25 protein-coding genes and 1 riboswitch are annotated in these 25,407 nt (G+C 67.5%); of the genes, 15 read left to right on the top strand and 10 right to left on the bottom strand.

Going from position 1 to position 25,407, the window contains the following annotated elements; all coding sequences use genetic code 11:
* Nucleotides 1–758: 758 nt before the first annotated feature.
* Complete coding sequence (locus EII42_RS09930; RefSeq protein ID WP_233558354.1) at nucleotides 759–1,481, bottom strand: formylglycine-generating enzyme family protein; 723 nt, start codon at nucleotides 1,479–1,481, stop codon at nucleotides 759–761.
* 459 nt (nucleotides 1,482–1,940) lie between these two features.
* Here EII42_RS09930 and ftsH point away from each other — a divergent pair, with 459 nt between their 5' ends.
* The 7 genes from ftsH to EII42_RS09895 are packed head-to-tail and all read left to right on the top strand — an operon-like array spanning nucleotide 1,941 to nucleotide 7,354.
* Complete coding sequence (gene ftsH / locus EII42_RS09925; RefSeq protein WP_370318118.1) at nucleotides 1,941–3,920, top strand: ATP-dependent zinc metalloprotease FtsH; 1,980 nt, start codon at nucleotides 1,941–1,943, stop codon at nucleotides 3,918–3,920.
* A 2-nt stretch (nucleotides 3,921–3,922) separates the two neighbouring features.
* Nucleotides 3,923–4,483 (top strand): GTP cyclohydrolase I FolE, encoded by a 561-nt coding sequence (folE, locus tag EII42_RS09920; protein ID WP_233558353.1) that lies wholly within the window; start codon nucleotides 3,923–3,925, stop codon nucleotides 4,481–4,483.
* A 1-nt stretch (nucleotide 4,484) separates the two neighbouring features.
* Complete coding sequence (gene folP / locus EII42_RS09915) at nucleotides 4,485–5,279, top strand: dihydropteroate synthase (RefSeq protein ID WP_233558352.1); 795 nt, start codon at nucleotides 4,485–4,487, stop codon at nucleotides 5,277–5,279.
* A 35-nt stretch (nucleotides 5,280–5,314) separates the two neighbouring features.
* Nucleotides 5,315–5,668: a dihydroneopterin aldolase gene (gene folB, locus EII42_RS09910; protein ID WP_199729852.1), complete on the top strand. Its 354-nt coding sequence runs from the start codon at nucleotides 5,315–5,317 to the stop codon at nucleotides 5,666–5,668.
* Entirely contained in the window at nucleotides 5,669–6,232 is a 564-nt protein-coding gene (folK, locus tag EII42_RS09905; protein WP_125171961.1) for a 2-amino-4-hydroxy-6-hydroxymethyldihydropteridine diphosphokinase, read from the top strand.
* Nucleotides 6,229–6,708: a DUF3180 family protein gene (locus EII42_RS09900; protein ID WP_125171960.1), complete on the top strand. Its 480-nt coding sequence runs from the start codon at nucleotides 6,229–6,231 to the stop codon at nucleotides 6,706–6,708. The genes folK and EII42_RS09900 overlap by 4 nt, the downstream gene beginning before the upstream one ends.
* A gap of 28 nt (nucleotides 6,709–6,736) precedes the next feature.
* Nucleotides 6,737–7,354, top strand: a complete 618-nt coding sequence (locus EII42_RS09895) for a hypothetical protein (protein WP_125171959.1) — start codon at nucleotides 6,737–6,739, stop codon at nucleotides 7,352–7,354.
* 67 nt (nucleotides 7,355–7,421) lie between these two features.
* On the opposite strand, the gene EII42_RS09890 is transcribed toward EII42_RS09895, so the two are convergent.
* Nucleotides 7,422–8,138, bottom strand: coding sequence for a hypothetical protein (locus EII42_RS09890; protein WP_158676478.1), 717 nt, complete (start codon nucleotides 8,136–8,138; stop codon nucleotides 7,422–7,424).
* Between the two features lie 449 nt (nucleotides 8,139–8,587).
* On the opposite strand from EII42_RS09890, the gene EII42_RS09885 reads away from it, so the two are divergent.
* Together EII42_RS09885 and EII42_RS09880 are read left to right on the top strand one after the other, a co-directional pair.
* Nucleotides 8,588–8,911 (top strand): Lsr2 family protein, encoded by a 324-nt coding sequence (locus EII42_RS09885; protein WP_125171957.1) that lies wholly within the window; start codon nucleotides 8,588–8,590, stop codon nucleotides 8,909–8,911.
* An 86-nt stretch (nucleotides 8,912–8,997) separates the two neighbouring features.
* Entirely contained in the window at nucleotides 8,998–11,490 is a 2,493-nt protein-coding gene (locus tag EII42_RS09880) for an ATP-dependent Clp protease ATP-binding subunit (protein ID WP_125171956.1), read from the top strand.
* 185 nt (nucleotides 11,491–11,675) lie between these two features.
* Here EII42_RS09880 and EII42_RS09875 read toward each other — a convergent pair whose 3' ends face one another.
* The 4 genes from EII42_RS09875 to disA all read right to left on the bottom strand — a co-directional run bounded on the left by EII42_RS09875 (nucleotide 11,676) and on the right by disA (nucleotide 16,509).
* Nucleotides 11,676–12,650 (bottom strand): ABC transporter ATP-binding protein, encoded by a 975-nt coding sequence (locus EII42_RS09875; protein WP_125171955.1) that lies wholly within the window; start codon nucleotides 12,648–12,650, stop codon nucleotides 11,676–11,678.
* A complete protein-coding gene (locus EII42_RS09870) occupies nucleotides 12,644–14,245 on the bottom strand; it encodes an iron ABC transporter permease (protein WP_125171954.1) in 1,602 nt (533 codons plus the stop codon). The genes EII42_RS09875 and EII42_RS09870 overlap by 7 nt, the downstream gene beginning before the upstream one ends.
* Nucleotides 14,245–15,306 carry a thiamine ABC transporter substrate binding subunit gene (locus EII42_RS09865; protein WP_125171953.1) on the bottom strand — a complete coding sequence of 354 codons (1,062 nt, stop codon included), beginning with the start codon at nucleotides 15,304–15,306 and terminating at the stop codon, nucleotides 14,245–14,247. Before EII42_RS09865 ends, EII42_RS09870 begins: the two co-directional genes overlap by 1 nt.
* A 31-nt stretch (nucleotides 15,307–15,337) precedes the next feature.
* Nucleotides 15,338–15,441: riboswitch (TPP riboswitch) on the bottom strand.
* Between the two features lie 15 nt (nucleotides 15,442–15,456).
* Complete coding sequence (gene disA / locus EII42_RS09860) at nucleotides 15,457–16,509, bottom strand: DNA integrity scanning diadenylate cyclase DisA (protein ID WP_233558350.1); 1,053 nt, start codon at nucleotides 16,507–16,509, stop codon at nucleotides 15,457–15,459.
* A 140-nt stretch (nucleotides 16,510–16,649) separates the two neighbouring features.
* Between disA and EII42_RS09855 the strand changes: the two genes are divergently transcribed.
* Nucleotides 16,650–17,387 carry a HEAT repeat domain-containing protein gene (locus EII42_RS09855; protein WP_158676477.1) on the top strand — a complete coding sequence of 246 codons (738 nt, stop codon included), beginning with the start codon at nucleotides 16,650–16,652 and terminating at the stop codon, nucleotides 17,385–17,387.
* A 145-nt stretch (nucleotides 17,388–17,532) separates the two neighbouring features.
* Here EII42_RS09855 and radA read toward each other — a convergent pair whose 3' ends face one another.
* From radA to EII42_RS09840, 3 genes are all read right to left on the bottom strand, one after another.
* On the bottom strand, nucleotides 17,533–18,915 hold the full coding sequence (gene radA, locus EII42_RS09850) for a DNA repair protein RadA (protein ID WP_125171951.1): 1,383 nt from the start codon (nucleotides 18,913–18,915) through the stop codon (nucleotides 17,533–17,535).
* A gap of 38 nt (nucleotides 18,916–18,953) precedes the next feature.
* Nucleotides 18,954–19,280: a hypothetical protein gene (locus EII42_RS09845; RefSeq protein ID WP_125171950.1), complete on the bottom strand. Its 327-nt coding sequence runs from the start codon at nucleotides 19,278–19,280 to the stop codon at nucleotides 18,954–18,956.
* A 152-nt stretch (nucleotides 19,281–19,432) separates the two neighbouring features.
* The gene (locus EII42_RS09840; protein ID WP_125171967.1) at nucleotides 19,433–20,071 is read right to left on the bottom strand and encodes a VOC family protein; all 639 of its coding nucleotides are present in this window, start codon (nucleotides 20,069–20,071) and stop codon (nucleotides 19,433–19,435) included.
* Between the two features lie 74 nt (nucleotides 20,072–20,145).
* Between EII42_RS09840 and EII42_RS09835 the strand changes: the two genes are divergently transcribed.
* Genes EII42_RS09835 through EII42_RS09825 form a run of 3 tightly spaced genes read left to right on the top strand, consistent with a single transcriptional unit; the run spans nucleotide 20,146 to nucleotide 22,584 of the window.
* Nucleotides 20,146–20,949 (top strand): sugar phosphate isomerase/epimerase, encoded by an 804-nt coding sequence (locus EII42_RS09835; RefSeq protein ID WP_125171949.1) that lies wholly within the window; start codon nucleotides 20,146–20,148, stop codon nucleotides 20,947–20,949.
* Nucleotides 20,939–21,832 (top strand): hypothetical protein, encoded by an 894-nt coding sequence (locus EII42_RS09830; protein ID WP_125171948.1) that lies wholly within the window; start codon nucleotides 20,939–20,941, stop codon nucleotides 21,830–21,832. The genes EII42_RS09835 and EII42_RS09830 overlap by 11 nt, the downstream gene beginning before the upstream one ends.
* A complete protein-coding gene (locus EII42_RS09825; RefSeq protein ID WP_125171947.1) occupies nucleotides 21,829–22,584 on the top strand; it encodes a CPBP family intramembrane glutamic endopeptidase in 756 nt (251 codons plus the stop codon). Before EII42_RS09830 ends, EII42_RS09825 begins: the two co-directional genes overlap by 4 nt.
* Here EII42_RS09825 and EII42_RS09820 read toward each other — a convergent pair.
* The gene (locus EII42_RS09820; protein WP_125171946.1) at nucleotides 22,566–23,453 is read right to left on the bottom strand and encodes an alpha/beta hydrolase; all 888 of its coding nucleotides are present in this window, start codon (nucleotides 23,451–23,453) and stop codon (nucleotides 22,566–22,568) included. The two genes, EII42_RS09825 and EII42_RS09820, sit on opposite strands and share 19 nt — an antisense overlap.
* A 68-nt stretch (nucleotides 23,454–23,521) precedes the next feature.
* Here EII42_RS09820 and EII42_RS09815 point away from each other — a divergent pair, with 68 nt between their 5' ends.
* On the top strand, nucleotides 23,522–24,541 hold the full coding sequence (locus EII42_RS09815; protein ID WP_370318117.1) for an aspartate-semialdehyde dehydrogenase: 1,020 nt from the start codon (nucleotides 23,522–23,524) through the stop codon (nucleotides 24,539–24,541).
* Complete coding sequence (gene proC / locus EII42_RS09810) at nucleotides 24,538–25,323, top strand: pyrroline-5-carboxylate reductase (protein WP_125171945.1); 786 nt, start codon at nucleotides 24,538–24,540, stop codon at nucleotides 25,321–25,323. The genes EII42_RS09815 and proC overlap by 4 nt, the downstream gene beginning before the upstream one ends.
* Nucleotides 25,324–25,407 lie beyond the last annotated feature (84 nt).

The raw sequence follows: 25,407 nt of genomic DNA, 5'->3' as shown, positions 1-25,407 counted from the left end.
GTTCGCGATCACCTTCGCCGGACGGTTCGAGAGAACCACTCACTGATGAAAACCGCCGGACCCCACACACCGAATTTCGGACAGACCCCGCGACCCTGGCGGTGGTTATGCCCAGCACCGTGTACTCCTCGACGGTCTTGAAGTGGCCACCTGGAGTTGCTCCATGAACCAGATCTTGAGCATTACTGATCAGATCTGGCGCGGCTGTCACTGCTGGAGATCGAGTTTTTGAGGTTCGAGAGTCGCATCGACGCGGTGACTTTGGTCGGAAAAGAGTCGAGACACTGCTGGTTCGCTTCCCGTACCGTCGGTTGGTGGCACTGAACGAGGAGGCCGGTGAGCTCCGGGCGTCGCTGGGTTGGGAACGCATCGATCATTGGGGATGAGTTTGGCAGCCAGCTCAGGGGGTTCTTCCTCGCCCCGGGAAGAGCCGTCGCAGGGTAGACGAGATCGGACACATACCTGCTGATCAGCGGCGGAAGAGCGTCAGGTCGATCCCTCGACCGTCGCACGGGTTAGGGTACTGCCCGGGCCTTGTCAGGTGTCGGGCGTGGGCGGTGAGTCCTGGTGAATCACAACTTGCGCCGAACATGAAGGATAGTGGTTATTTCCTGGTGCGACTTGTCACTGCCGTCTCGCCTTGACAAGGGGTGATGTAGCGCACGCGGACGGGGAGTTCTCACTGTTATGTCCAGATCCGCAGCCGGCGAGCGCGATGGAGATGTTCGCCGGTCTGCGTGATTCACGCAGTGGAAACTTCATGGCCTGACGGCGTTTCGGGCAATGCGGAAGCCCAGGTCGTCGAACGAGGCGGTCGGGCTGGTCTTGCGTCGCACGCCGGCGCGGCAGCTCCACTCGGGATCGCTCCAACCGCCCCCTCGAATGATGCGGTACGAGCCGTAGACGGCCGGGTCGTAGAGATCCCAACACCATTCCCATACCCCGCCGAGCATGTCGAATAGCCCCCACGGGTTCGGCGCCTTCATCCGTACCGGGTGGATCGCGCCACCAGAGTTGCCTTCATACCAGGCGATGTCGTCTAGTTGCCCGTAGCGCGCACCTGAGGTTCCCGCCTTGCACGCAACTTGCCACTCAGCGTCAGTGGGTAGCCGGTAGCCATCCGCGCTCTGGTCCCACGTCACCAGCCAGTCGTCTGGCTCCGGCTGGTTGTGTGGTCGCCACTGCGCGGCGGCCGGCACCTCCTGCTGCGAGACCGCGTAGACGGGTTTCAGACCGTCCTTCGCCGACAGGGCGTTGCAGAACAGGATCGCCTCGCGCCAACTCAGGTCAGTCTTCGGCAGGTCGGCGATGGTCGGGTCAGCAGCCGTACCCTTTACCTCGTCCCACAACGCAGTGGTCACGACGGTAGTCGCCAACTCGAACGGTGCGACCTGAACCACCCAAGAGCGGCCCGTTCGTCGGTCCACCAACCGCTCCGCGACAGCGCCCATCGGGGGCACGGTGACCATCGGCACGCTCATGATGACCATTCTCGGACACGCTTTGAAGCCACTTTGCAGCACCCTGGGCTTTGTTCCGGTGATTTGTGGAGTGTCAGGGCTGACTGAGGCCCCCAGCATGTCCGGAGGCTTGATTTATAGGTTTCAGCCGGTTGGCTGGAGTTGATGGCAATGCAAGCGTTCGACTTGGAATTGGCCAGGTCGTCGAGGGCCTCGTGGGGTCGGAGCCGGTTGTAGAAATCGACCCAACGCAGATCTTCTTTCCTTCCCCCACCGGAATCACGGGTGGCCCACCCAGGTCTGGCTCTCCTTCAAGGCCTACACAACGGCCCTGCCACTAAGCCTGACGCGGGACACCCGTACTCACAACCACGCCCCCCGCGTCCGCCGCGCAGCCCGGCGGCCGGACCTCGGCGGTCCACGAGCGCTGGCGCGCGCTGGTAGGCTGCATCTTGCTGTCTTGTTGTCTTTTTCTGAGCGGTGACCCTGTTGCGAAAGTTCCTCAAGTCTCCCGTGGCCTGGATTCTCCTCGTCCTGCTATCGATGATGCTCATCTGGCAGTCCATCAGTTCGCTCACCGGATACCAGAAGGTGACCACCAGCGAACTGCTGGAGGTGATCAGGGGGGAACAGAAGCTCAAGGAAGTGCTGCTCATCGACGGAGAGCAGCTCATCCAGGTGACCGACGAGGAAGGCAAACGAATCGAGGCCACCTGGGTCAGCGAGTCCCAGGTCGACGAGGTGCTCAAGGCGCTGGATGCCCGCAAAGCTGCGCACACCGTCGAGAAATGGGACGGGCGCAACCCGCAGCCCGGATTCCTGCAGGTCTTCTTCTACACGGGGCTGCCTTTCCTGCTGCTGATCTTTGCCTTCTTCTTCCTGTTCCGCATGATGAGCCAAGGCGGCTCCAGTGGGCCGCTGTCGTTCGGGAAATCGCGGGCGAAGGTGGCCAGCAAGGACACCCCGCAAACCACCTTCGCCGACGTGGCGGGCGCCGACGAGGCCGTCGAGGAGCTCGTGGAAATCAAGGAGTTCCTGGAGAAACCACAGCGGTTCACCGAGCTCGGCGCCAAAATCCCGAAGGGCGTCTTGCTCTACGGCCCGCCCGGCACGGGCAAGACGCTGCTGGCGCGCGCAGTGGCGGGCGAGGCAGGCGTGCCGTTCTTCTCCATCTCGGGCTCCGACTTCGTGGAGATGTTCGTCGGCGTCGGCGCCTCCAGGGTCCGTGACCTGTTCTCGCAGGCCAAAGACAATGCGCCCGCCATCATCTTCATTGACGAGATCGACGCGGTCGGCCGCCATCGCGGCACCGGCATGGGTGGCAGCCACGACGAGCGTGAACAGACCCTGAACCAGCTGCTCGTGGAGATGGACGGCTTCGACGGTCGCAGCGGCGTGATCCTGATCGCCGCCACCAACCGACCCGACGTGCTGGACCCCGCGCTGCTTCGCCCGGGCCGCTTCGACCGGCAGATCAACGTCGAAGCCCCCGACGCGCTCGGCCGCGAGGCCATCTTGAAGGTGCACGCGAAGGGTAAGCCGCTCGCATCGTCGGTGGACCTCGCTTCCCTCGCCAGGCGTACCCCGGGCTTTTCGGGCGCCGACCTCGCCAACGTCCTCAACGAGGGCGCGCTGCTCGCCGCCCGCATGGGCAAGGAGATGATCGGTCAGGAGGAGCTGGACGAGGCCATCGACCGAGTGATCGCGGGTCCCCAGAAGCGCACCCGCCTGATGAGTGAGCGCGAGCGGCTGATCACGGCCTACCACGAGGGCGGGCACGCGCTGGTCGCGGCCGCCATGCCCGGCAACGATCCGGTGCAGAAGGTCACCATCTTGCCGCGCGGCCGTGCGCTGGGCTACACGATGGTGCTGCCCGACCAGGACAAGTACTCGCAGACGCGCGGCGAACTGCTCGACCAGATGGCCTACATGATGGGCGGGCGCGCGGCCGAGGAACTCGTCTTCCATGACCCCACGACCGGCGCCAGCAATGACATCGAGAAGGCCACCAAGGTGGCGCGCGCGATGGTCACACAGTACGGCATGAGCGAGCGTGTCGGCGCGGTGAAGATCGGCTCGGGCGGTTCCGAACCATTCGTCGGAATGCGCGGGGTTGACGGCTCCCGGGAACACTCCGACCAGCTGGCGGCCGTCGTCGACGACGAGGTGGCCAAGCTGATCCACGCGGCCCACCAGGAGGCGTTCGACGTGCTGGAAGAGAACCGCGACGTGCTGGACGCGCTGGTCGTCGCCCTGTTGGACAAGGAGACGCTCGGTAAGGAGGAGGTGGCGCGTATCTTTGAGCCGCTGCGCCGTCGACCCCAGCGTCCCGCCTGGACCGGCTCCGAGCTGCGCGTGCCCTCAACAATCCCGCCGGTGGGCGTTGCGGCCGCGGTCGAGCAGGCAGCCCCCGAGCAGCTGCCCGGCTGGGCCCCGCCCGAACCCGACGACAGGACGTGAGCATGGACCACGCGCGGATCGAGGCCGCGGTTCGGGAGATTCTGCTGGCGGTGGGTGAGGACCCGGACCGCGACGGCCTGCGCGCCACCCCGGGGCGCGTCGCGCGTTCCTACGCCGAACTGTTCTCGGGGCTGAACGCCGACCCGGCGGACGTGCTCGGCACCACGTTCGACGTGGCGCACGACGAGCTGGTGCTCGTCAAAGACATCGAGGTGGCCAGCTGCTGCGAGCACCACCTGCTGCCGTTCCATGGCGTGGCGCACGTCGGCTACATTCCCGCGAAGGGCGGGCGCGTCGCCGGGCTGAGCAAGCTTGCGCGGCTGGTGGACATCTTCGCGCGCCGACCACAGGTGCAGGAGCGGCTGGTGTCGCAGATTGCCGATGCCATCGTCGAGCACCTAGACGCCAGGGGGGTGATCGTCGTGATCGAGGCCGAGCACATGTGCATGACGTTCCGCGGGGTGCGCAAACCCGGCGCGAAGACAGTGACCAGCGCGGTGCGAGGCGTGCTGCGCGACCCTGCGACGCGCGCCGAGGCCATGAGCCTGATCCTCGGGAGGTGACGTGACACTCGTGATGGGGGTGGTCAACGTCACCCCGGATTCCTTCTCCGACGGCGGGCTCTGGTTGGAGTGTGACGCCGCGGTAACGCACGCGCTGGAGCTTGTCGCCCAGGGCGCGCGCATCGTCGATGTGGGCGGTGAGTCCACCCGACCGGGGGCGCAGCGGGTGAGCGCGGCGGAGGAGATCGGCCGGGTGGTGCCGGTCATCGCCCGGCTGCGCGACCAGGTGACGCTGTCGGTGGACACGATGCGTGCCCAGACCGCAGTGGCGGCGTGCGCGGCGGGCGCGACGCTCGTAAACGACGTGTCGGGCGGGATGGCTGATCCGGCGATGTTCGAGACAGTCGCCGAGCTGGGTACCGACTACGTGCTACAGCACTGGCGTGGGCCGTCGGCGGTGATGGACGAGATGGCGAACTACGACGATGTCGCGGCCGAGGTGCTGGGCGAGACCCTGGCGCGCCGCGACGCGGCCGTAGCCGCCGGGATCGCGCCAGAGCGGATCATCCTCGATCCAGGCCTGGGTTTCGCCAAGTCGCCCGAGCACAACTGGGCGCTGTTGGCCGACCTGCCGCGCTGGCAGGCCACCGGGCACCGGGTGCTGATCGGGGCATCGCGCAAGCGCTTCCTCGCCCCGGCGCGCGATCGTGACGCCGCGACGGCGGCGGTCACAGCGTGGTGTGCGGCACACGGCGTCTGGGCGGTACGCACTCACGAGGTTTCCGCGCAGCTGGATGCGGCTTTCGTCGGTGGAGAATTGGCCAGACACCTCTCGACCGCTGGACGGCTCGGGTAGAATCAGGGGCACACACCACCCGGAAGGCAGGAGCCATCGACACCATCACCATCACCGGATTGCGCGCCCGAGGTTTCCACGGCGTATTCGACGAGGAAAGAAAAACGGGCCAAGAGTTCGTGGTGGACGTTGAACTGTCGGTGCCCGTGCTTTCGGCCACTGACGAGTTGGCAGACACCGTCAACTACGCTGAGGTCGCGGATTTGGTGATACGGAATGTCCAGTCCGGTCCGTATCAGCTGATCGAGACGCTTGCCGGCGTGATAGCGGATGAGATTCTGCTTACTCAGCCGCTGGCTGCGGCCGTCCGAGTGCGTGTGCACAAACCGGAGGCGCCGATAGCGCACCCATTCGCCGATGTGGCGGTTTCGATCACTAGGAGTAGATAGATGTCCAATGGTCCGTTCGATCTCGATGTCGATACCCTCGGCAACCTACGCCCCATTTCGAAGGTGGTGTTGAGTCTCGGGTCAAATCTGGGCGATTCGGCGCAGATCCTGCAAGAAGCCGTCGATTTGCTGGCGGACACGCCAGATTTGATGCTGATCGAGGTCTCGCCGGTGTACGAGAGCGAGCCGTGGGGCGAGGTGCCGGATCAGCCGAACTTCCTGAACCTGGTGGTGTTGGCCGAGACCACGCTTGAGCCGATGACGATCCTGGATCGCGCCCAGGCCATCGAGAACAGTTTCGGGCGGGAGCGCAGCATCGCCGGCGGTCCGCGCACGCTGGATATCGATGTGATCATGGTGGGCAAGCGCGCCTCGGAGGAAGATATCGTGCTGCCACACCCACGGGCGCACGAGCGGGCCTTCGTCCTGGTGCCGTGGCTTGATGTCGACCCCGACGGCGAACTGGAAGGACACGGGCCGATCGCCGACCTGCTCGACGAGGTGGGCACTGCGGGAATCTGGCGCCGCGAGGACATCCGGATCAGCGCAGCGACCGGCTTTTGAACAAACTCACCCTGACCACGCCCACCCAGAGCGTGGTCGCCGTGCTGGCGGGCGCGGCGATCATGTTCGGGGCGTTGGAGGTCTACGACTCGTTGGCGCAGTTTCCGCCTGCCGTGCCTTGGACGCTGCCCGCGATGCTGGGCCTGCTCGGCCTGAGCGGGCTGATCTATGGCCTGCGGATCCCGAAGCGTCTGGAGGAGCACAAGCTGAGTTCGCAGGAGGCGTTCGTGGCGCTGGTTGCGGGCAAAGCGATGGTGATCACGGGCGCGGTGCTCGCTGGGTGCTACGCGGTGTATGTGATGCGCTATTCCGGGGGATGGGCTGCTCAGACCCCGTTTGCGCGGATCGTCTCGGGCAGCGTCACGCTGCTGACGGCGCTCCTGGTGGCGGGTGCCGGTTCGCTGATCGAACACAATCTGGTGATCAAGGATCCGCCCGACGCAGAAACAGGACACGGCGAGGGAGCAGCGACGTAATTTGGCGAAGTCCGCTTATACTACCGGCATGACTGGTCGGCATGAAGCTCCACAGAAAAACGAGCGTAGGGCAGCTCTGCTGATCCTTGGGATCGGCTCCGCTGCGGCGTTGTCGTCCACCTTGGGTTCCCTTTGGGTGGTCCGGGCGGGGGTTGGCGTCGCGGTCATTATGGCGATTCTGGTGGTCTGGGTCGTCTTCCGAGAGATTGACGAGTTGCGCAAGCAGCACGCCGAAGAACTCCGCAATGAGGTCCAGCTGCGCATACAGGCGATCGACAAGCACCACGCCGAGTCGGTGGCGCTGATCGAGCGGTTCAATGCGCGCGCAGAGGGGCTGAACAACATCATCCAGAAGCTTCGCTCGCAGCTGGCTGCGGCCAAGGCCGAACTCAGCTCCATGCGCGGCAATGCCGCGTGGTTGCGGGCTGAGGTGGCCGAGCGCCAGGCACGGGTGGCTGAGTTGGAGACCCGGGTTGCCGAATTGGAACGCAAAGAACTCGACGCGGCCGAGCGGCTGGTAGATCCGCAGGTCGAGGACATCTGGAGTGCCGACGAGCACCCCACCGTCATCGATCTCAGTAGGTTGCAGATCAAGGAAGTACTGGAGGAGCAGGACCGGCTTGAGGATCAGGCCCGGAGCGCCTGACGCCGGAAATCGCTGAAGCCTTGCGGGGCGGGTGGTTGTCGCCCGCCCCGCAAAGCTTTTGGTGGGGTTACTTGTCGCTGTCGCCGACGCTGTAGCCGATCGTCGCTACCGCGTCAGCGACCGCGTTCTCCGAGACGCCCTCAAGTGCGTGGCCGAGTGCGGCTAGGTTGGCGAACGACGGGGTGCGCAGAGCCAGCCGCCATGGCGTCGAGCCGCCGCGCGACACCAGCCATGCCCCGGCGCGCCCCCAAGGCGCATCGAGTTCGCTCCAATGTTCGCCCTCGGGCACCTTAAGCCGGCGCGCCAGTTTGGCCTGTAGCTGGCCGGGCAGGTCGGGCAGGGCACGCAGTATGGTGTCGATCATGTCCGACGATGTGCGCAGCTCGTCAATCAGCACGCCAAGGCGGGCGGCGCCGTCCCCCGCGGTGCGCAGCGGGGCAGGCGTGTATACGTCGGGGTAGGCGAGGTAGCCGGGGCGCAGGTCGAGGTCCAGCCCGGCCGCTCGCGCCACCGGCCCGCTGAGGCCGTAGGCCAGGCAGTCCGCTCCGGTGAGCACCGCCAGCCCGGAGAAGCGCTGGGTGCCCTCCAGCAGCGCCGACAACTCGTCGGCGAGGCGGCGGACGTCGTCGGTGGGGAAGGACCAGTCGGGCGGGATATCCGCTGCCAGTCCGCCGACACGGTTGAGCATCACGTGAATCCGGTTACCCGACCAGGCCAGCAGAAGATCGCGGATCCGGTCGACGAGAACCCAAAGGTTCTCGCTCAGCTCTAGGGGTTTCAGCACGCTCAGGAAATGGATGTGGCTGTGTATCCGACTAATTTCTGCAAGAAGTGTGCGAATCCATGTCACTCTTTGCCCTGAAGTGAACCCCATAGCTGCTTCAATTGTCAGAACAACGCTGAGCTCTCCGGTGAAAGGGGAGAGCCAGTCATGCCGGTCCGCCAGCAGTGCTGCGGCTCGGTAGTCACGCACTTCAAAGAGTTTTTCCGCGCCGCGGTGGCAGTAGCCGGGTTGGAAATCGACATCGTGCCAGCGGCCATTTTGGCTCCTGACGGTACCGGTGACGAGGCCAGCCTGGCTTGGATGGCGAGGGCCGATAGTGATGTGGTGGTGCCCTTCGGGGGCCAGCGCACCTATCGCAAATCTGATCATCTGCTACCTCGGTTCGAGAATCGCTCTTTCGCGTGTATGTTAATAGCAAAACCTGAAGTTCCGTCCATGAAAGGCAGTCCATGGCACGCAAAGTTGAAGTAACGATGATCGACGATATCGACGGCACGTCTCCGGCGAGTACCGTCGAATTCGCCTATGAGGGCGCCAGCTACGAGATCGACCTGAGCGAGCAGAACAAGGCGAAGCTGGCTGAGGCCCTTGCTCCGTTCGTCGCCGTGGCGCGCAAGACGCAGACCGCGCGACGCCGCGTCAAGAAGGTACAGAACGTGGGCCAGGTAGATCCGGCCCTCGTCCGGCAGTGGGCACCCTCTGCCGGCTTCCAGGTCTCCCCGCGGGGCCGCGTCCCCCGGGAAGTGATTGACGCCTACCTCGCCGCGCACTGACCCGCTCCTCCCGACGTTCGCAGGCAGAGAATCTGTTCTCTGCCTGCGAGCGGGTAGGCTGTAGCTCAGCACATAGGGAGGAACGGATGTTCGAACGCTTTACTGATCGCGCACGCCGAGTGATCGTGCTCGCGCAGGACGAAGCAAAACTGCTCAATCACAGCTACATCGGCACCGAGCATATTCTGCTGGGGTTGATCCATGAAGGCGAGGGAGTGGCAGCGAAGGCGCTGGAGTCTCTCGGGATTTCCTTGGAGCTGGTGCGCGAACAGGTAGAGGACATTATCGGCACCGGTCAGCAGCCCCCGACGGGTCACGTTCCTTTCACCCCCCGTGCGAAGAAGGTGCTGGAGCTGTCGCTGCGCGAAGCCCTGCAAATGAATCACAACTACATTGGCACCGAGCACATGCTGCTTGGCCTCATCCGGGAGGGTGAGGGCGTGGCCGCGTCAGTGTTGATCAAACTCGGGGCGGATCTGAGCCGGGTGCGCAATACCGTTCTGCAGCTGTTGAGCGGTTACCAGGGACGCGAGGCATCGATGGCGGGAGCCCCGGAAGCGGGCCCCGAAAAGTCGAGTTCTCAGGTGCTGGACCAATTCGGTAGAAACCTCACCCAGGCCGCACGAGAGAACCAACTGGATCCGGTGATCGGTCGGATCAAGGAAATCGAGCGGGTCATCACGGTGCTGAGCCGCCGTCGAAAGAACAATCCTGTTCTTATTGGCGAGCCGGGTGTCGGCAAAACAGCGGTCGTTGAGGGATTGAGCCAAGCGATTGTGCGCGGAGACGTTCCGGAGAATCTGCGCGACAAGCAGATCTACACGCTCGATCTGGGTGCGCTGGTGGCGGGTTCGCGCTACCGGGGTGACTTCGAGGAACGCCTGAAAAAGGTGCTCAAGGAGATCAAGACCCGCGGTGACATCGTGTTGTTCATCGACGAGATCCACACGCTCGTCGGCGCCGGCGCGGCGGAGGGCGCGATCGACGCGGCCTCGATCCTCAAGCCCATGCTCGCCCGCGGTGAACTCCAGACGATCGGGGCAACCACTCTCGACGAGTACCGCAAGCACATCGAGAAGGACGCGGCCCTCGAACGCCGCTTCCAGCCCATCCAGGTGGCGGAGCCTTCCGTCGAGCTGACGGTGGACATCCTCAAGGGGCTGCGGGACCGCTACGAGGCGCACCACCGGATCACCATCACCGACGAGGCGCTCGCCGCGGCGGCGAAGCTCGCAGACCGCTACATCCAGGACCGCTTCCTGCCGGACAAGGCGATCGACCTGATCGACGAGGCGGGTGCCCGGCTGCGCATCCAGCGGATGACCGCGCCGCCTGACCTCCGGGAGTTCGACGAGGCTATTGCGCAGAACAAGCTGGAGAAGGACGCTGCCATCGACGCCCAGGACTTCGAGCGCGCCGCCAGATTGCGCGACGAGGAGCAGCGGCTGCGCGCCCAGCGGGCTGAGAAGGAAGAAGCCTGGAAGCAGGGCGACTCGGACGTGCCCGCTGTCGTCGGCGAGGAGGAGATCGCGATCGTCCTGTCGAACGCCACCGGCATCCAGGTCGCGAAGCTCACGGAGCAAGAGTCCAAGCGTCTGCTGCGCATGGAGCAGGAGATCGGCAAGCGTTACATTGGCCAAGACGACGCCGTCAAGGCGCTGTGCCGCTCTATCCGGCGCACCCGCGCTGGTCTCAAGGACCCGAAGCGCCCGTCTGGTTCGTTCATTTTCGCCGGTCCCTCCGGCGTGGGCAAGACGGAGCTCACGAAAGCTCTCACGGAGTTCCTGTTCGGCGACGAGGACGCGCTCATCACGCTCGACATGAGCGAGTACTCGGAGAAGCACACCGCGTCGCGCATGTTCGGTTCCCCGCCCGGTTATGTCGGCTACGAGGAGGGTGGCCAGCTGACCGAGAAGGTGCGGCGCAAGCCTTTCTCCGTCGTGCTGTTCGACGAGATCGAGAAGGCTCACCCCGACATCTTCAACTCGCTGCTGCAGATCCTCGACGAGGGCCGGCTGACCGACGCGCAGGGCCGCGTGGTGGACTTCAAAAACACCGTGATCGTCATGACCACCAACCTCGGCTCCCGCGACATCTCGCGCGGCGCCACCCTCGGCTTCAGCCGCGTTGGCGACGAGCAATCCAGCTATGAGGTGATGAAGGGCAAGGTTTCAGAGGAACTCAAGCAGCACTTCCGGCCCGAGTTCCTGAACCGCGTGGACGAGATCGTGGTGTTCCACCAGCTCACGCAGGCGGACATCGAGCGCATCGTTGACCTGATGGTGGCGCAGATCGCGAGCCGCATGGCCGAGAAGAACATGGGCATCGAGCTCACTCAGGCCGCCAAGGAACTGATCGCGAAGCGCGGTTTCGACCCCGTGCTGGGCGCACGCCCGCTGCGTCGCGCTATTCAGCGCGACATTGAGGACGCGCTGGCGGAGCAGATCCTCTTCGGCGAGCTGGTGGGCGGCGAGAAGGTGATCGTCGATGTGGCCCCCGAAGGCGCCGAGCTGCCGTTCACGTTCACGGGGGTGGCTCGTGAGGAGCAGCCCGAGCCGCAGCCCGTTCAGGAGGACTGAGCCGGACCTGCTTCGAAGGCCACGCACCCCGGGGTGATCCGCCCCGATGGCACCTTCGAAACAGACCCTGATTGACGAGGAGGCAGCCCCGCAGAATCTGCGGGGCTGCCTCCCTGTTGCCTCGGGGGGCGTAGGCAGCAACACTCCCCGGGCGATTCTCGGCTATGAGCCGAGGCTCGGTGGGCTCAGGCTGGGGTGATCGCGCCTGAGGTGAGGCGCACCCGCACGGTCTCGCCCGCGACGTGGGCGGGCGCTGCGACGGTGGCGAGTTGCCCGTCGGGAAGTGCGACGGTGACCACGAAGTGGTCCACGTTCATCGACTGCCGCAGCACGGGAAGGGGAACGCCTCCCGGGTCCAGATCCAGCGACCTGGGGCCGAGGCCCAGCAATTCGTCCGCGGCCAGTTCGCCCGGCCAGCCGAGCGCGCCGGCGGTAGCGGCGTCGGTCAGTGTGCGGAAGCCCAGGAAGGCAGCCACCTCGCGGCTTGCGGGGCGGTTCCAGATCTCGTCGGGGGCTGCGAGCTGCAAGATCTTCCCGGCGCTCATCACTGCCACGCGGTCGGCAACGGTGAACGCCTCCTCCTGGTCATGGGTGACATAGACGGCGGTGGTATGGGTTTCCGTCAGGATCCGGCGCAACTCCTCGCTCAGCCGGCGGCGCAGCGCCGTGTCCAGTGCGGACAGCGGCTCATCGAGCAGGATCATGCGCGGTCTGGGCGCCAACGCGCGCGCCAGGGCGACGCGCTGCGCCTGGCCCCCCGACAACTCGGTGGGCCTGCGCGGGCCGTAGCCGGCCAGCCCCACCAGCTCCAGCAGCTCCTCGGCCCGCTGGCGCCTGGCGGGACGGGGCAGTCCGCTCAGCCCGTAGGCCACGTTCTTGGCGACGGTCATCGTCGGGAACAGCTGGCCATCTTGGAACACCAGCCCGAACTGGCGGCGGTGCACCTTGACGTGGCTCACGTCATCGCCATCCCACAGCACCCGCCCAGCAGCCAGGGGCTCCAGGCCGATGATCGCGCGCAGCAGGGACGACTTCCCGCACCCCGAGGGGCCGAGCAGGGCCAGCACTTGGCCGGGAGCGACGTCGAACGAGACCCCGTCAACGGCGATGCTGCCCGAGTAGGCCACGGACACGTTGGCCACGCCCAAACCACTCACCATGAATCCACCTCTCTGGGCCGGGCTCGCTCAGCGGCCACCATGATCGTCGCGGTCAGCACGGCCAGCAGCACCGAGGCAGCCAGGGCCGAAACGTAGTTGTCCCCTGTGGGTCGGGAGAAGTAGCGGAAGATGAGCACCGGCAGGGTGGGTTGGTCGGGTCGGGCCAAGAAACTCGTCGCGCCGAACTCGCCCAGGCTGGTGGCGAGCGCGAAGCCGAGCGCCAGCCCCAGGCCGCGGCCTAGGGCCGGTAGCTCGATGGTGAATAGGGCGCGCAGCGGCGACGCGCCCAGCACCTGGGCGGCTGCGATCTGCGTGGGCGAGATGGCTCGCAGTGTCGGCAGCAGTGTGCGCACCACCAGCGGCAGCGCCACCACAGCCTGCGCGATCGGCACCAGCAGCAGGGAGGAACGCAGATCCAGCGGGGGTCGGTTCAGCGTGATCAGGTAGCCGAAACCGACGGTGACCGCCGACACCCCCAGCGGCAGCATGAAAGCGCTCTCGACGCCGCTCAGCCAGGCGCGGCCTGCGCGCGAGCGAGGGCGGCGCGACACCACGAGCGCAACCGCCACCCCCAACGTGACGGCCAGCAGAGCGGCCACGCTGGCGGTGAACAGGGAGGTCCCGACCGCGTCGGCCAGGGGGCCGTCAAGCAGGCTTCGGTAGCCGGCCAAGCTCCAGCGCCCCTTCGAGCTGAGGGAACGCACCAGCAGACCCGCCATCGGCACCAGGAACAGCCCGACGAGCACCAGCCCGGTCGTGCTGAGCGCCGGCCAGTCGCGGCGCCAGTCGATGAGGGAGGCGCTCGAAGACTCCGGGGCGAGCCTGAGCGCGGCTTGGGAGCGCCGCTGCCAGAAGGCGGTGAGGCCCAGGCACAGCGAGACGACCACCACCTGGGTGATGGACAGCGCGGCCGCCGCGGGCAGGTCGAGCACCTGGGTGGTCTGGAACCAGATCTCGGTCTCGATGGTCTGGTACTTGCCCCGGCCGAGGGCCATGACGATGCCGAAACCGGAGGCGCAAAACAAGAAGACCAGCGCGGTCGCCGACACGATCGCCGGCATCAGGGCGGGCAGTGTCACGGTCAGTGCGGCGCGCAGCGGCGACGCGCCCAGTGCTTGCGCGGCGGCCGCCTGCCGCGGATCCAGCCGTGCCCAGAGCGCGCCGACGGTACGCACCACCACCGAGTAGTTGAAGAACACCATCGCCGCGACGATTGCGAGCACTGGGTGGGGCCCGGCGAACGCGATGCCCACCACCACCGTCGGCAGCACGAACGGCACGGTGACCAACCCGCGCAGCAGTGCCTGACCACGGAATCGCAGCCGGTACAGGCAGTAGGCGCCCACCAGTCCCAGAAGCAGACAGATCAAGGTGGCGGCGGATGCGGCGGTGAGTGTGAAGCCCAGCGCCCGCCAGGTGCGCTCCGAGCGCCAGACGCGGGCGAGTTCGCCCAGAGTCCAGCCCGCCTCATCGCGGAAGCCGCGCGCCACCAGGGCCGCCGCGGGCCACAGGAAAAAGACGGTTAGAAACGCGGCCGGAATGGCAGCGACGGCTGCCCAGCCGAGCAGCCCGGGCAGCCGTCGCGGAAAACTCATCAGCCGATGGCTTCGGTCCACTGTTGGATCCAGCTCTCCCGGTTGGCGTCGATGTCGGCCGACGGCACCTCGAACGGCTTCTCGGCCAAGGGAGCGAACTTCACCCACTCCTCCGGCAGCGGCACGTCCTTCTTTATCGGGTACATGTACATCTTCTCAGGGATACTGGCCTGCACCTCGTCGCTGAGCAGGAAATCAACGAAGGCCTTGGCGCCCTCTGGGTTGGCCGCGCCCTGGATGACGCCCGCGTACTCCACCTGACGGAAGCAGGTGTCGGGCAGCGCCACGGTGGTGGGCTTGCCATCCTCGCCCACGGTCCAGGCTGGCGATGTGGCGTAGCTGAGCACGATCGGCCGGCTGCCCTTGCCCTCGCCCGCGGTGAACTCGTTCTGGTAGGCCTCGGTCCAGCCGGACACGGTGAGCACATCGTTGTCCTTCAGCGCCTTCCAGTAGTCGAGCCAGCCGTCGCCCTTCGCGCCCACGGTGGCGAAGAGGAAGGCGAGCCCGGGGGAGGACGACGCCGGGCTGGGTGTCACGAACAGGCCGCGGTATTCGGGCTTGGCGAGGTCGTCGAGGGTTTTCGGCAGCTCCTTGCCGTTGTCCGCGAACCATTGCAGGTCGGCGTTGACACACACGTCGCCGAAGTCGATGGCGCTCAGCTGTTCTGTCGACATGCTCTTGCCCTGCTCGTCGAGCTTACTGGAGACGTAAGGGTCGATGATGCCCTTGCTTTCGGCGCGAGAGGCGAAGGTGTTGTCGATGCCGAAGACCACGTCGCCCAACGGGGAGTCCTTGGCCAGGATCAGCTTGTTGACCATCGATCCGGTGTCTTCCAGCGGCGTGTAGACCACCTCGTAGCCCGTCTCCTTGGCGAACTTTTCCTTCAACTCGTGGGGCAGGTTGAAGGAGTCGTGCGAGACGACAGTCAGCTTCTTCGGCGCCTCGGGTGCGGAGCTGGCCTCGGCGTTTGCCGTGCTCGGGGCAGGGCTGGGGGTTCCGGCGGCGGAGCAGGCGGCCAGCGCGAGTACCGCGAGGCCGGCGAGCAGCGGGCGAATCGTCATTGTTCCTCCTAGTCATTGGGCATGGCCGTGGCCAAGGAGAACACTCACTCCCTACGCCGGTGCGAACCGGATCAGGTTTGAGGGTCTGCTGCAAAGCACTCTCAGCGCCCGGGCGGCGCTCCCCTGTGAACTCGGGCCAGCCTAGCAGCTTTACTCGTTTCGGGCGTAGGCCGACTCTCCGACGCGCAGCAGGGCGTTGCGGATCAGCCGCGCCCGCCGCTCACCGATGCCGTCCAGCTCCATCAGCTCGCTGTGGCTGATGGTGAACAGCTCCTGCAGCGAGTGCTGCGGCAGCAGCAGGTCGACGATGTGTCCGGGCAGCCCGCCCACCGTCGTGAGCACCCGGCGGCCCAGGCTGGAGATCGGCGCGTCCAGGTAAGCACCCACCCCGAAGCCCAACCGTTCGGCCACCAGTTGCCCGCCAAGCAGCTCCTCGGGTGTGAAGTTCTGCAGGTTGTCGAGCCGGAGAGCGGCGGGGTCCGGGAGATTGTGGCCGTAGTCGCTCTCCAGCAGCTCAGCGAGTCCCTGGAGTGGGGCGGCCAACTCCGCGTGCTGCATCTGCAGCAGCCGACCCTCGATGCCGAGGATCTCGATGAGGAAGTCCAGCTCCGCAGACAGTCTCCTTGCCAACTCGTAGCGGTGCGCCACCCCGGCCAGGTCGCGCAGCGTGACCTGGTCGGCCACCTCCAACGCGGTGAACCGCTCCAGCGTCTCCTCCAACCGGGTGACGAGGCTGGCGAGCGCAGCGAGCGTCTGATCGCCTCGACTCAGCACGTCAGAGGCCTGCTCGACGACGTGGCGCCGCCCGCCGATGAACAGGGAGACAGTGCCCATGGAGGCCGATACGGAAATCACCGGGACCCCGGCGGCCTGGGCGGTGCGGTCTGCGGAGCGGTGCCGGGTTCCGGTCTCCGCCGTCGGGATGTCGCCGGCGGGCACCAGGTGCACCCCGGCAGCGAGGATGCGGGTGAGGTCGTTGGACAAGACGATCGCGCCGTCGAGCTTTGCCAACTCTCGCAGCGCCTGCTCAGAGAAATCCACGTCGATGCGGAACCCCCCCGAGGAGATCTGCTGCACCGACCGGTTGCTGCCGAGCACGATGAGCGCTCCGGTGCGGCCGTGCAGGATCCGGTCTATCCCGGCCCGGAGCGGGGTGCCGGGGGCAAGGAGCTTCAGGTAGCGCTGCAGCATGGTTCGGGGCACGTTCCCTCCTCGACGTCTAGGGCCTGTTTCAAAGTGCCGCTGCAGCCGAGGACACTCCGGGCGGGTGCTCCGGCGCGTCGCGGCTCAGCATGGCTTTCGCAACAGGTTCTAGGATATGGGCCGAACGAAAGGAAGCCCACATGCCCGACCTCTTCACTGCGCTGCGTACCGGTGCGACGATCACCGCCCGCCGCCACGCCGCGCTGGCGCTGGGTAGTACCCGGGAGCCGGGTGCGGCGGCGGTCCTCGTCGAGCGGCTGCGCGCGGAGCGGGCGGGACAAGTGCGCGAGGACATCACTTGGGCGCTCGTCCAGCACGCGGAGGAAGCCGAGCCCCTCCTGCTCGCGCTCTTGGACAGCCCGAGCGCGCACGACAGGTTCTCGGGAGCCCACGTGCTGAGCAAGGTGGCGAAACCGGCGCACTTCGACCGGCTCGCCCCCCTGGTGGCCGACCAGCACCCCGACGTCGCGCTGAAGGCCTATCGGGCGGTGGCGAACACCGGGGGAGCCAAGGCGGCGCCGGTGCTGGCGGCGCAACTGGGGGTGGGGGACAGGTGGCAGCGCGACGCGCTGATCGACGCGCTCAGCCGCGTCGGCGAGCCGGCGGTCGGGGTGCTCGCGGGTCGGCTCACCGACGATGACGCGGCCGTGCGCCGCCACGCGCTCGAAGCGCTCGCGCAGCTCGGGGAGCGGGCGGCGGCAGCCGTGCCCCGGGTAGCCCGCCTGGTGGCCGACCCGGACGAGGAGGCGCGGTTGCTGGCGGTAAGCGCTCTGGGCGCGCTGGGCGAAACCGCCCGCCCCGAGCTGGAGCGCGTGGCGGCGGGTGAGGGGAGGCTGGCCCGAGTGGCCCGCCATTTCCTGGCCCAGACACATCCTTAAAGGAAAGGCGCGGTTGGGGGCGCTCCGGGCTCGATGAGCCGGGCCCTCGCCAGCCGCCACCCGTGGCCGGGCGCGCGGATTGGGCTGCCGAGGATGCTTCTCGCCCGATCCGGTGCGCGGCAGCCCGGCATGACTTTTCGGACCCCTAACCGCGCGACGCCCGGCGCAGGTCGAGCACGCCCAGCGCGTCGGTCAGCGTCGGCACCTCGACGACCCGCAACCCAGCCAGCCGGGGCACTTTCTGGGTGATGTCGCGCGACCCCGTCGGCACCACCGCCAGCTCGAACCCCAGCCGCGCGGCCTCCGCGAGCCTCCGCTCGACGCCCGGCACCCGACGCAGATCGCCGGCCAGCCCGACCTCCCCCAGCGCGATCACCCGGCGCGGGTGGTGCCGCTCCAGCGCGGCCGAGGCCACCGCGACCGCCACCGCCAGATCGACGGAGGGGTCCGTGACGCGCGCGCCGCCCACCGTCGAGACGTACACGTCGTTGGCGGTGAGCGGCAGTCTGGCCTTCCGCTCCAGCACGGCCAGCACCATCGCCATGCGAGACCCGTCCAGCCCGTGCGTTGCCCGGCGTGGCGACTTCTCGGTGGCGGAGGGTGCGACGAGGGCCTGCACCTCCGCCAGCAGCGGCCGTCGCCCCTCCAGGGTGACGGTGACGCACGTCCCCGGGGTGGGCTCCTCATGCCGGGTAGTGAACAGCCCCGACGGGTCGGGCACCTCTGTGATGCCGGACTCGCTCATCTCGAAACAGCCCACCTCGTCGGCGGGCCCGAAACGGTTCTTGGTGGCGCGCACCATGCGGAAACCGGAGTGGCGGTCACCCTCGAAGGTGAGTACCACGTCGACGAGGTGTTCCATCGTGCGCGGCCCCGCTATCGAGCCGTCCTTGGTGACGTGGCCCACGATCACCACTGCGATGTTGTCGCGTTTGGCCACCCGCGCCAGTGCCCCCGTCACCTCCCGCACCTGCCCGGGTCCGCCCGGCACACCTTCGGCCTCGGCGGTGCCGATGGTCTGCACCGAGTCGACCACCACCAGGGAGGGCCCCACCTCGGCGATGTGGCCGAGCACCGTCGCGAGATCGGACTCCGAAGCCAGATAGAGACTATCGACGACGGTGCCGGTGCGCTCGGCACGCATCTTTACCTGCGATGCCGACTCCTCCCCAGAGATGTAGAGCGTGGTGCGCCCGGCCGACGCCCACTTCGCGGCCACGTCGAGCAGCAGGGTGGATTTGCCGACGCCCGGCTCGCCGGCCAACAGGATGACCGCCCCCGGCACCAACCCGTCGCCCAACACTCGGTCCAGCTCGCCGATCATCGTGGGGAACCGTCGGGCCGCGTCCATTGGAACCTCGGAGATCGGCAGGGCGCGCGCCGCAGGCGTGGCCGCCTCGACGGTCGCCAGCCGGGGGGCCCCGCGCTGCACGACCGAACCCCACGCCTGGCATTCGCCGCAGCGCCCGACCCAGCGGACCGACGTCCAGCCGCATTCCGTGCAGTGATAGTTGTCCTGTTTCGCCACGACCCAAAGCTAGCGCCCGCGCCGGACAGTTTCCGGGATCAGCCGACGATGAAGTCGGCCACCAGGTCGGGCCGCTCGGCGGCGAAGTAGGCGGCCTCGCTCGGCCACCAGTCACGCTCCCAGCGTGCCAGGCGGCCGTCGCGGGCCGCGATGCGGGCGCGGCGCGTGCCCTCGTCGGCGGCCACCCACAGGGATAGATCCCACCAGCGGCCCAAGCGTGCCGTGACTGCGCGAGTGAGCGCTGAAACCCCCTCGACGATCACGCACCCGCCGGGGGTCACCTCCGCCCACCCGACGGGGTGTCCGGCCCCGGCCGGCCAGCGGCGGTAGCGTGCCGTGCGGCCCGCCGCGAGCGGGGCGAGCACCTCGTCGATGAAGCGCTCATGCTCCCAGGTAGGGGTGCCGGGGCGGGCGAAGTCGTCGAGGGCGACGACGGTGCCGCCGAAGCGGGACGCCAGCCGCGCTGCCAGCGTGCTCTTACCGCTACCGCCGAAGCCGTCAATCGCCAGCAGCCAGCTCAGAGGATGACCTCTCCCTTCGAGGGCGATTCGAACACCACGCGATTGATACCCGGCGTCCCATTCGGGGCGACAAGCCGAAGCTCGATGCCGTCCAACTCGCTGGCGATCGGCAGATCCAGCCACTGGCTCAGCCGCTCTGCCGAGCCGGAGATGTCGAGCGCCTTGATCCGCACTTCACCGGTCAGGGCGCTGGGGCGGACGTCGGCCGATGACAGCCAGTGGACGAAATATGGCAGCTGGGGGTCGGCGATCAGCCCGCGGATGCCGATCTGCTGCCATTCCAGCCGGCGACCATCCGGGAAGTTACGGGCCCCCTGCACAGCCTGCCGCTCCAGGCGCTCCTCGATCGGGGCGATGTCGTCGACGCTGACCACCCAAGCCATCCAGCCACCACCCATGTTCGAGCGAGCACGAACCGCCTGGCCGAAAGGAGCCTTCTCTGCCGCGGGGTGGTCGAGTACCTCAACCACCTCAATGTAGCGGGAATCGGCCAGCGGGATGATGTGGTTGCGGGTGCCGAACCGGGGGTGGAAGCCGCCGTCTTTGAAGTCGGCCCCCAGCGCCTCGGCCAGTCGGGCGGCATCGGCTTTGAGACCGTCCGGACCAGCAGCAAAAATCAGATGATCAATGTGCATCATGGACATATTCTCTCCAACCCGCTTCGTGGCGACCAACCGGGGTATCGGTAGTCGCCTTGTACTCTTGTGCTGTGTCCAAGCCCTCAGTCGTCCTCTCCACCACCTCGGTCTACCCGGAAAGCTCCGCCAGCGCCTTCGAAATCGCGGCCGAACTGGGCTATGACGGGATCGAAGTGATGGTGGGCGTCGATTCGGTCAGCACCGATGTCGACGCGCTGGAGAAGCTGAGCCGGTACCACTCGGTGCCGGTGAAATCCGTGCACGCCCCGGTGCTGCTCATCACCCCCAACGTGTGGGGCAGCGACCCGTGGGAGAAACTGGAGCGCTCCGCGGAGGCCGCAGTTCGGCTAGGGGCGGACACCGTCGTCGTCCATCCGCCGTTTCGCTGGCAGGGCGAATACGGGGAGGGCTTCGAGGAGGGCATCCGCCGCCTGAACGAGACCTCGGGCGTGATCTTCGCGGTCGAGAACATGTTTCCGTGGCGTTCGGTGGCGGGCAAGCTGCCCATGTACCTGCCCGACTGGGATCCCACCGAGCGCGACTACGAGCACCTCACCCTGGACCTGTCGCACGCGGCGACGGCGCAGCAGTCGTCGCGCGACCTGCTGCGGGCTTGGGGCGGTCGGCTCCGGCACATCCACCTCACCGACGGCAAGGGATCGTTCAAGGACGAGCACCTCCTACCCGGCGAGGGCAACCAGGGCGCGTGGGAGATCGTGCGCGAACTCGGCCGGCGCGGATTCTCGGGCCACATCGTGGTGGAGGTATCGACCCGGCGCGCGAAATCCCGTCACGAGCGCGCCGAACTGCTCGCCGACGTGCTGGACGATACGCGCAGGCACTACGAGGAGGGCAGGCGAGCCAATGCCCAATAACCTGATCAGCCGGGTGATCCACTCCCGCCGGGTGCAGAAGGCGGCGTTGGACTCAGGCGCCCTGGAGGAACTGGCGCGGCCCTACGTCGCGGGCATCTTTGCCTCGACGGCCCTGGAACGGGCCGAGCTGATGCGCTCGCGTGGCCTGGAGGTGTCCTTCGCCTACCTGCCGCAGCGCGGCAGCGAGCTGGAATCCCCTGCGGCCTACCGGGAACTGCTCGAAAACCTGGCCGACAAGGGGATACCGGCCGAGCTGTCGATCAAGCCGTCGCAGCTGGGGCTCAGGGAATCGGAGCGGCTGGCTCACGCTACGCTGCGGGAGCTCGCCGGAGAGGCCGAGCAGGCAGGCTCACACATCACGCTCGAAATGCAGGGTTTCAAGCAATACTACGAGACGCTGGAACTGTGGCGCCGGGTGCGCGACGACCACCCCAGCCTTGGCGTGACGCTCCCCGTCGACCTGCGCAGGGTGGAAAGCGACCTGCGGCAGCTTTCCGACCGGCCCCGCGTCCGGCTGTGCATCGGCAGCTATCCGCTGCCGCGCGGACTCGGCATCACGCGCGAGCATGACAAGTCGCGTGCGCTCGTGCGCTGCCTGCGGTTTGCCGTCGAATCGGAGGCCACCGCCCTGCTCGCCAGCCACGACCCGCGCATCATCGCGATCATGCAGGAGCTGGGCCGACGGAATCCGCTGAGCGACTTCGAGTTTCAGATGTTCCTCGGGGTTCGGCCCCTCGAACAGCGGCGGCTAGCCGACGTGGGCTACCGGTCCCGCGTGCTGCTGCCCTACGGCCCGGGCTGGTACGAATACCTGCTCACCCGGGTCGCCTCCCGACCACAGACCGCCTACGGCTACCTCAGGGCGGTGTTCGACAAGCGATGAACCACCGGAAACAGCTGGGCATCGAACTGATCGTTGTGCTGGCCATCTCGTTTGGCCAGTCCGCCGTCTACTCACTGCTGGCGATCTGGGACAAGCTCACCCGCGAGGTGGCGCTCAACAAGCAAGTCACCCAGATCAACGTGTCCCGCACCCCCGACCGGCCCTGGCTGGACCTCGCCTACCAGGTGGCGGGAACGCTGTTCCCTCTGATGCCTGCGGCGCTGGCCCTCTTCTTGCTATGGGTACACGTCCGTCCAGAGCGGGGCCCGTTCCAGGCGATGGGCTTCGACCTGCGTAAGCCCTGGCGCGACCTGGCCTATGGCTTCGGCATCTTCGCGGTGATCGGCACCGCCGGGCTCGCGTTCTACCTGGCCGCGGTGCAGTTCGGGATCAACACCAGCGTCTCCCCGGCCAACCTGGCGGCCGCATGGTGGACCGTTCCGATTCTCGTGGCCCGCGCCTTCATGAACGGCATCGTCGAGGAGGTGGTGATGATCGGCTACCTGTTCACCCGCTGGCGGCAGCGCGGCGGCAGCATGTGGGCCATCGTGGTCATCTCGGCCCTCATCCGAGGCGGCTACCATCTGTACCAGGGCTTCGGCGGCTTCGTCGGCAACCTCGTGATGGGACTCATCTTCGGCTGGCTCTACCTGCGCGGCAACCGCACCATGCCGCTCGTCATCACGCACGTGCTGCTCGACCTGGTGGCCTTCCTCGGGGTCGGGCTGCTCGCCTACTTGCCGTTCGCCTGACCCGTCACGTCGTCGGCGAAGGCACACACCGCGTCGACCAGCTGACGCACCCCCGGGTCCGCCATCGGCAGATGTTCGCAGCCCACCAACGCCACGACGGAGTGCGGGCGCGGCAGCTGGTTGAACGTGTCCAAGCTGAGGGCCAGTGGCGTCCACCGATCCCGCGCGGGATGGGCCAGCAGCACCGGTGGCGCACCGTCGAGCCGCGGACGATGTCCCAAGAAACTGGTGAAGAACCCCAGCGGCACGCGCGCCCCGCCGCCCAGGGGGTCGCCGGCACACAGCCGATTCAGCTCGGCCGAGGCGCTCATCCTGCTCAAGGGGGCCACCCACTTGACCGGCACTCGCACGTCGGCGATGGGGCCCAGCGGCAACCCGGCGGCCGCGCCGCCGAGGAGCCCAGGCAGGCCGAAACGGGCCATTGCCCACCGCGCCCGCCACCGGCCCGGTTGGAGCAGGCAGGTGGCCGCGACCCCCGCCACCCGGCCAGCGCGCGCCGCGGCCTCCACCGCCAGCAGCCCGCCGATGCTTGCGCCTAGGACGATGGCCGGCCTTCCGTCGTCCTCCCGCACGATGAGTTCGCTCAACAACTCCACCCAGTCGGGGTAGCGCATCCGCCCGGCCGAGGAACGACCGTAGAGCGGCAGGTCGGGGGCGGCCACGTCGAAGTCGCGCCCGACGAACTGCCCGGCCAGCGGCCAGAGTGTGCCCGAATGCCCTCCCGCGCCGTGCACGACGATCAGCCGCCGCGGGGCTGCGTCGCCCGCGCGGGCGACATGGATTCGCGCGCGACCCCAGCGCCACCACGAGCTGCGTGGCGGCGGGGGAGTGGGGCAGTCGCTGGGCAGGAAGCGGGCGTAGTTGGCCATGCGCCGAGGGTAGCCCGCTTGCCGAGCAGCGGGCGGATGGCGGTGGCTGCGCCGCTAGACTGTGGCCCATGCGTGTTGGAGTATTTGGAGCCACCGGCCAGGTGGGCCGGGAGATGCTCAACGTCTTGGCCGAGCGGAACTACCCGGTGAGCGAGCTGCGCGCCTTCGCGTCGCATCGTTCGGCCGGAAAGACGGTGCAGTTCGCTGGCCGGGACGTCGTCGTGGAGGACTTGGCCGCGGCCGACCTGTCCGGCCTCGACGTGGCCTTGTTCTCCGCAGGCGGTGCCACGTCGAAGCAGTGGGCCCCGAAGGTAGCCGCGCACGGTGCCACCGTGATCGACAACTCCTCCGCCTGGCGCCTCGACGACCGGGTGCCGCTCATCGTCAGTGAGGTGAACCCGCTCGACGTGGAGCGTGCACAGATCGGCATCATTGCTAATCCCAACTGCACGACGATGGCCGCCATGCCGGTGCTGAAACCGCTGAGCGACGCCGCCGGGCTCCTGGCGCTGCAGATCACCACCTTCCAAGCCGTTTCGGGCTCGGGGCTGGCGGGCGTCGAGACGCTGGCCAGCCAGGTGCGGCAGGTAGCGGACCCCGGGGCGCTCGCCCACGACGGCTCGGTCCTCCGGCCCGCAGACCTCGGCCCCTACGTCGCGCCCATCGCGTACAACGCGGTCCCCATCGCGGGCAGCATCGTCGACGATGGCACGGGTGAGACCGACGAGGAACAGAAGCTGCGCAACGAGTCGCGCAAGATCCTGCACCTGCCCTCGCTGCTGGTGGCGGGCACCTGCGTGCGCATTCCCGTTGTCACTGGGCACTCCCTGGTGGTGCACGCGCGCTTCGGCCGCCCGATCACCCCCGACGAGGCCCGCGCCGTGCTGGCCGACGCGCCGGGCGTGCGGCTGGTTGATGTGCCCACGCCGCTGGCTGCGGCGGGCGGCGACGACTCGCTGGTGGGCCGAATCCGCGTCGACCAGTCCGTACCGGACGGCCACGGCCTCGTGCTGTTCCTGAGCAGCGACAACCTGCGCAAGGGCGCCGCGCTGAACGCGGTGCAGGTGGCGGAACTGCTGGTCCGATGATCGGGCTGGTGGGGGCGGGCGCCATGGGAGGCGCGCTGCTGTCCGGCTGGCTGGCTGCTGGCTGGCCGGTCGGCGATTTCATCGTCGCGGAAACTAACGCGGCGCGCCGCGCTGAGCTTAGCGAGCGCGGCATCCGTTGCGGCACGCCCGACGAGGCCGCTGCCGCCGACACGCTGGTGCTCGCCGTAAAACCGCAGCAGATGTCGGCGCTTCTCGAAGAGCTGCGCCCGGAACCGGAGACGCTCGTGGTGTCGGTGGCGGCCGGCGTGCCGCTGGAGCGGTTGGAACGGGCCTGGCCTGACTCGCCCGTGGTGCGGGTGATGCCCAACACTGGTGCACTGGTCGGGGAGGCAATGAGCGGGCTGATCCTGGGAGCGCGCGCCACCGACGGGCACCTGGCCCGGGCGCGCCGCCTATTCGACGCGGTGGGCAGGACCGTCGTCACCGACGAGGCCCACCTCGACGCGCTCACCGCGCTGTCCGGGTCCGGGCCGGCCTACCTGTTCTACGTCGCCGACGCGCTCATCGAGGCGGGCGTGCACCAGGGGCTCACCCGGGAACAGTCGCGGGAACTGGTGGCGCAGACCTTCGTCGGTGCCGCCAAACTGCTCGCCGACTCGCCAGCCACCGCCGTCGAGTTGCGTGAGCAGGTGACCTCCCCCAAGGGGACGACGGCCGCAGCGCTGCGCAAACTCGACGACCACGGTGTGCGGGCCGCGTTCCTCGCCGCCGTCGAAGCCTGTGCACACCGCTCCGCCGAAATGGGCCGCAGCCAATCCTAGAGTCTGTCGCGAAAGCGCTACGTGAGAGTTCGCCAGTCTTGGCGAGCTGGCCTGTTGGCGGCCTTTCCTGTGCTGAACATGTTG

This window comes from Tessaracoccus sp. OH4464_COT-324 (assembly GCF_003932855.1).
Taxonomy (GTDB): domain Bacteria; phylum Actinomycetota; class Actinomycetes; order Propionibacteriales; family Propionibacteriaceae; genus Arachnia.
Note: the sequence above shows the minus strand (reverse complement) of the source record. Positions and strands in the feature narration are given on the sequence as shown.

Coding starts and splice junctions, on each gene's coding strand:
- EII42_RS09930 (WP_233558354.1), bottom strand. CDS start 1,481: ATGAGCGTGCCGATGGTCACCGTGCCCCCGATGGGCGCTGTCGCGGAG.
- folE (WP_233558353.1), top strand. CDS start 3,923: ATGGACCACGCGCGGATCGAGGCCGCGGTTCGGGAGATTCTGCTGGCG.
- folK (WP_125171961.1), top strand. CDS start 5,669: ATGTCCAATGGTCCGTTCGATCTCGATGTCGATACCCTCGGCAACCTA.
- EII42_RS09895 (WP_125171959.1), top strand. CDS start 6,737: ATGACTGGTCGGCATGAAGCTCCACAGAAAAACGAGCGTAGGGCAGCT.
- EII42_RS09885 (WP_125171957.1), top strand. CDS start 8,588: ATGGCACGCAAAGTTGAAGTAACGATGATCGACGATATCGACGGCACG.
- EII42_RS09880 (WP_125171956.1), top strand. CDS start 8,998: ATGTTCGAACGCTTTACTGATCGCGCACGCCGAGTGATCGTGCTCGCG.
- EII42_RS09875 (WP_125171955.1), bottom strand. CDS start 12,650: ATGGTGAGTGGTTTGGGCGTGGCCAACGTGTCCGTGGCCTACTCGGGC.
- EII42_RS09870 (WP_125171954.1), bottom strand. CDS start 14,245: ATGAGTTTTCCGCGACGGCTGCCCGGGCTGCTCGGCTGGGCAGCCGTC.
- EII42_RS09865 (WP_125171953.1), bottom strand. CDS start 15,306: ATGACGATTCGCCCGCTGCTCGCCGGCCTCGCGGTACTCGCGCTGGCC.
- EII42_RS09855 (WP_158676477.1), top strand. CDS start 16,650: ATGCCCGACCTCTTCACTGCGCTGCGTACCGGTGCGACGATCACCGCC.
- EII42_RS09840 (WP_125171967.1), bottom strand. CDS start 20,071: ATGCACATTGATCATCTGATTTTTGCTGCTGGTCCGGACGGTCTCAAA.
- EII42_RS09830 (WP_125171948.1), top strand. CDS start 20,939: ATGCCCAATAACCTGATCAGCCGGGTGATCCACTCCCGCCGGGTGCAG.
- EII42_RS09825 (WP_125171947.1), top strand. CDS start 21,829: ATGAACCACCGGAAACAGCTGGGCATCGAACTGATCGTTGTGCTGGCC.
- EII42_RS09820 (WP_125171946.1), bottom strand. CDS start 23,453: ATGGCCAACTACGCCCGCTTCCTGCCCAGCGACTGCCCCACTCCCCCG.
- EII42_RS09815 (WP_370318117.1), top strand. CDS start 23,522: ATGCGTGTTGGAGTATTTGGAGCCACCGGCCAGGTGGGCCGGGAGATG.
- proC (WP_125171945.1), top strand. CDS start 24,538: ATGATCGGGCTGGTGGGGGCGGGCGCCATGGGAGGCGCGCTGCTGTCC.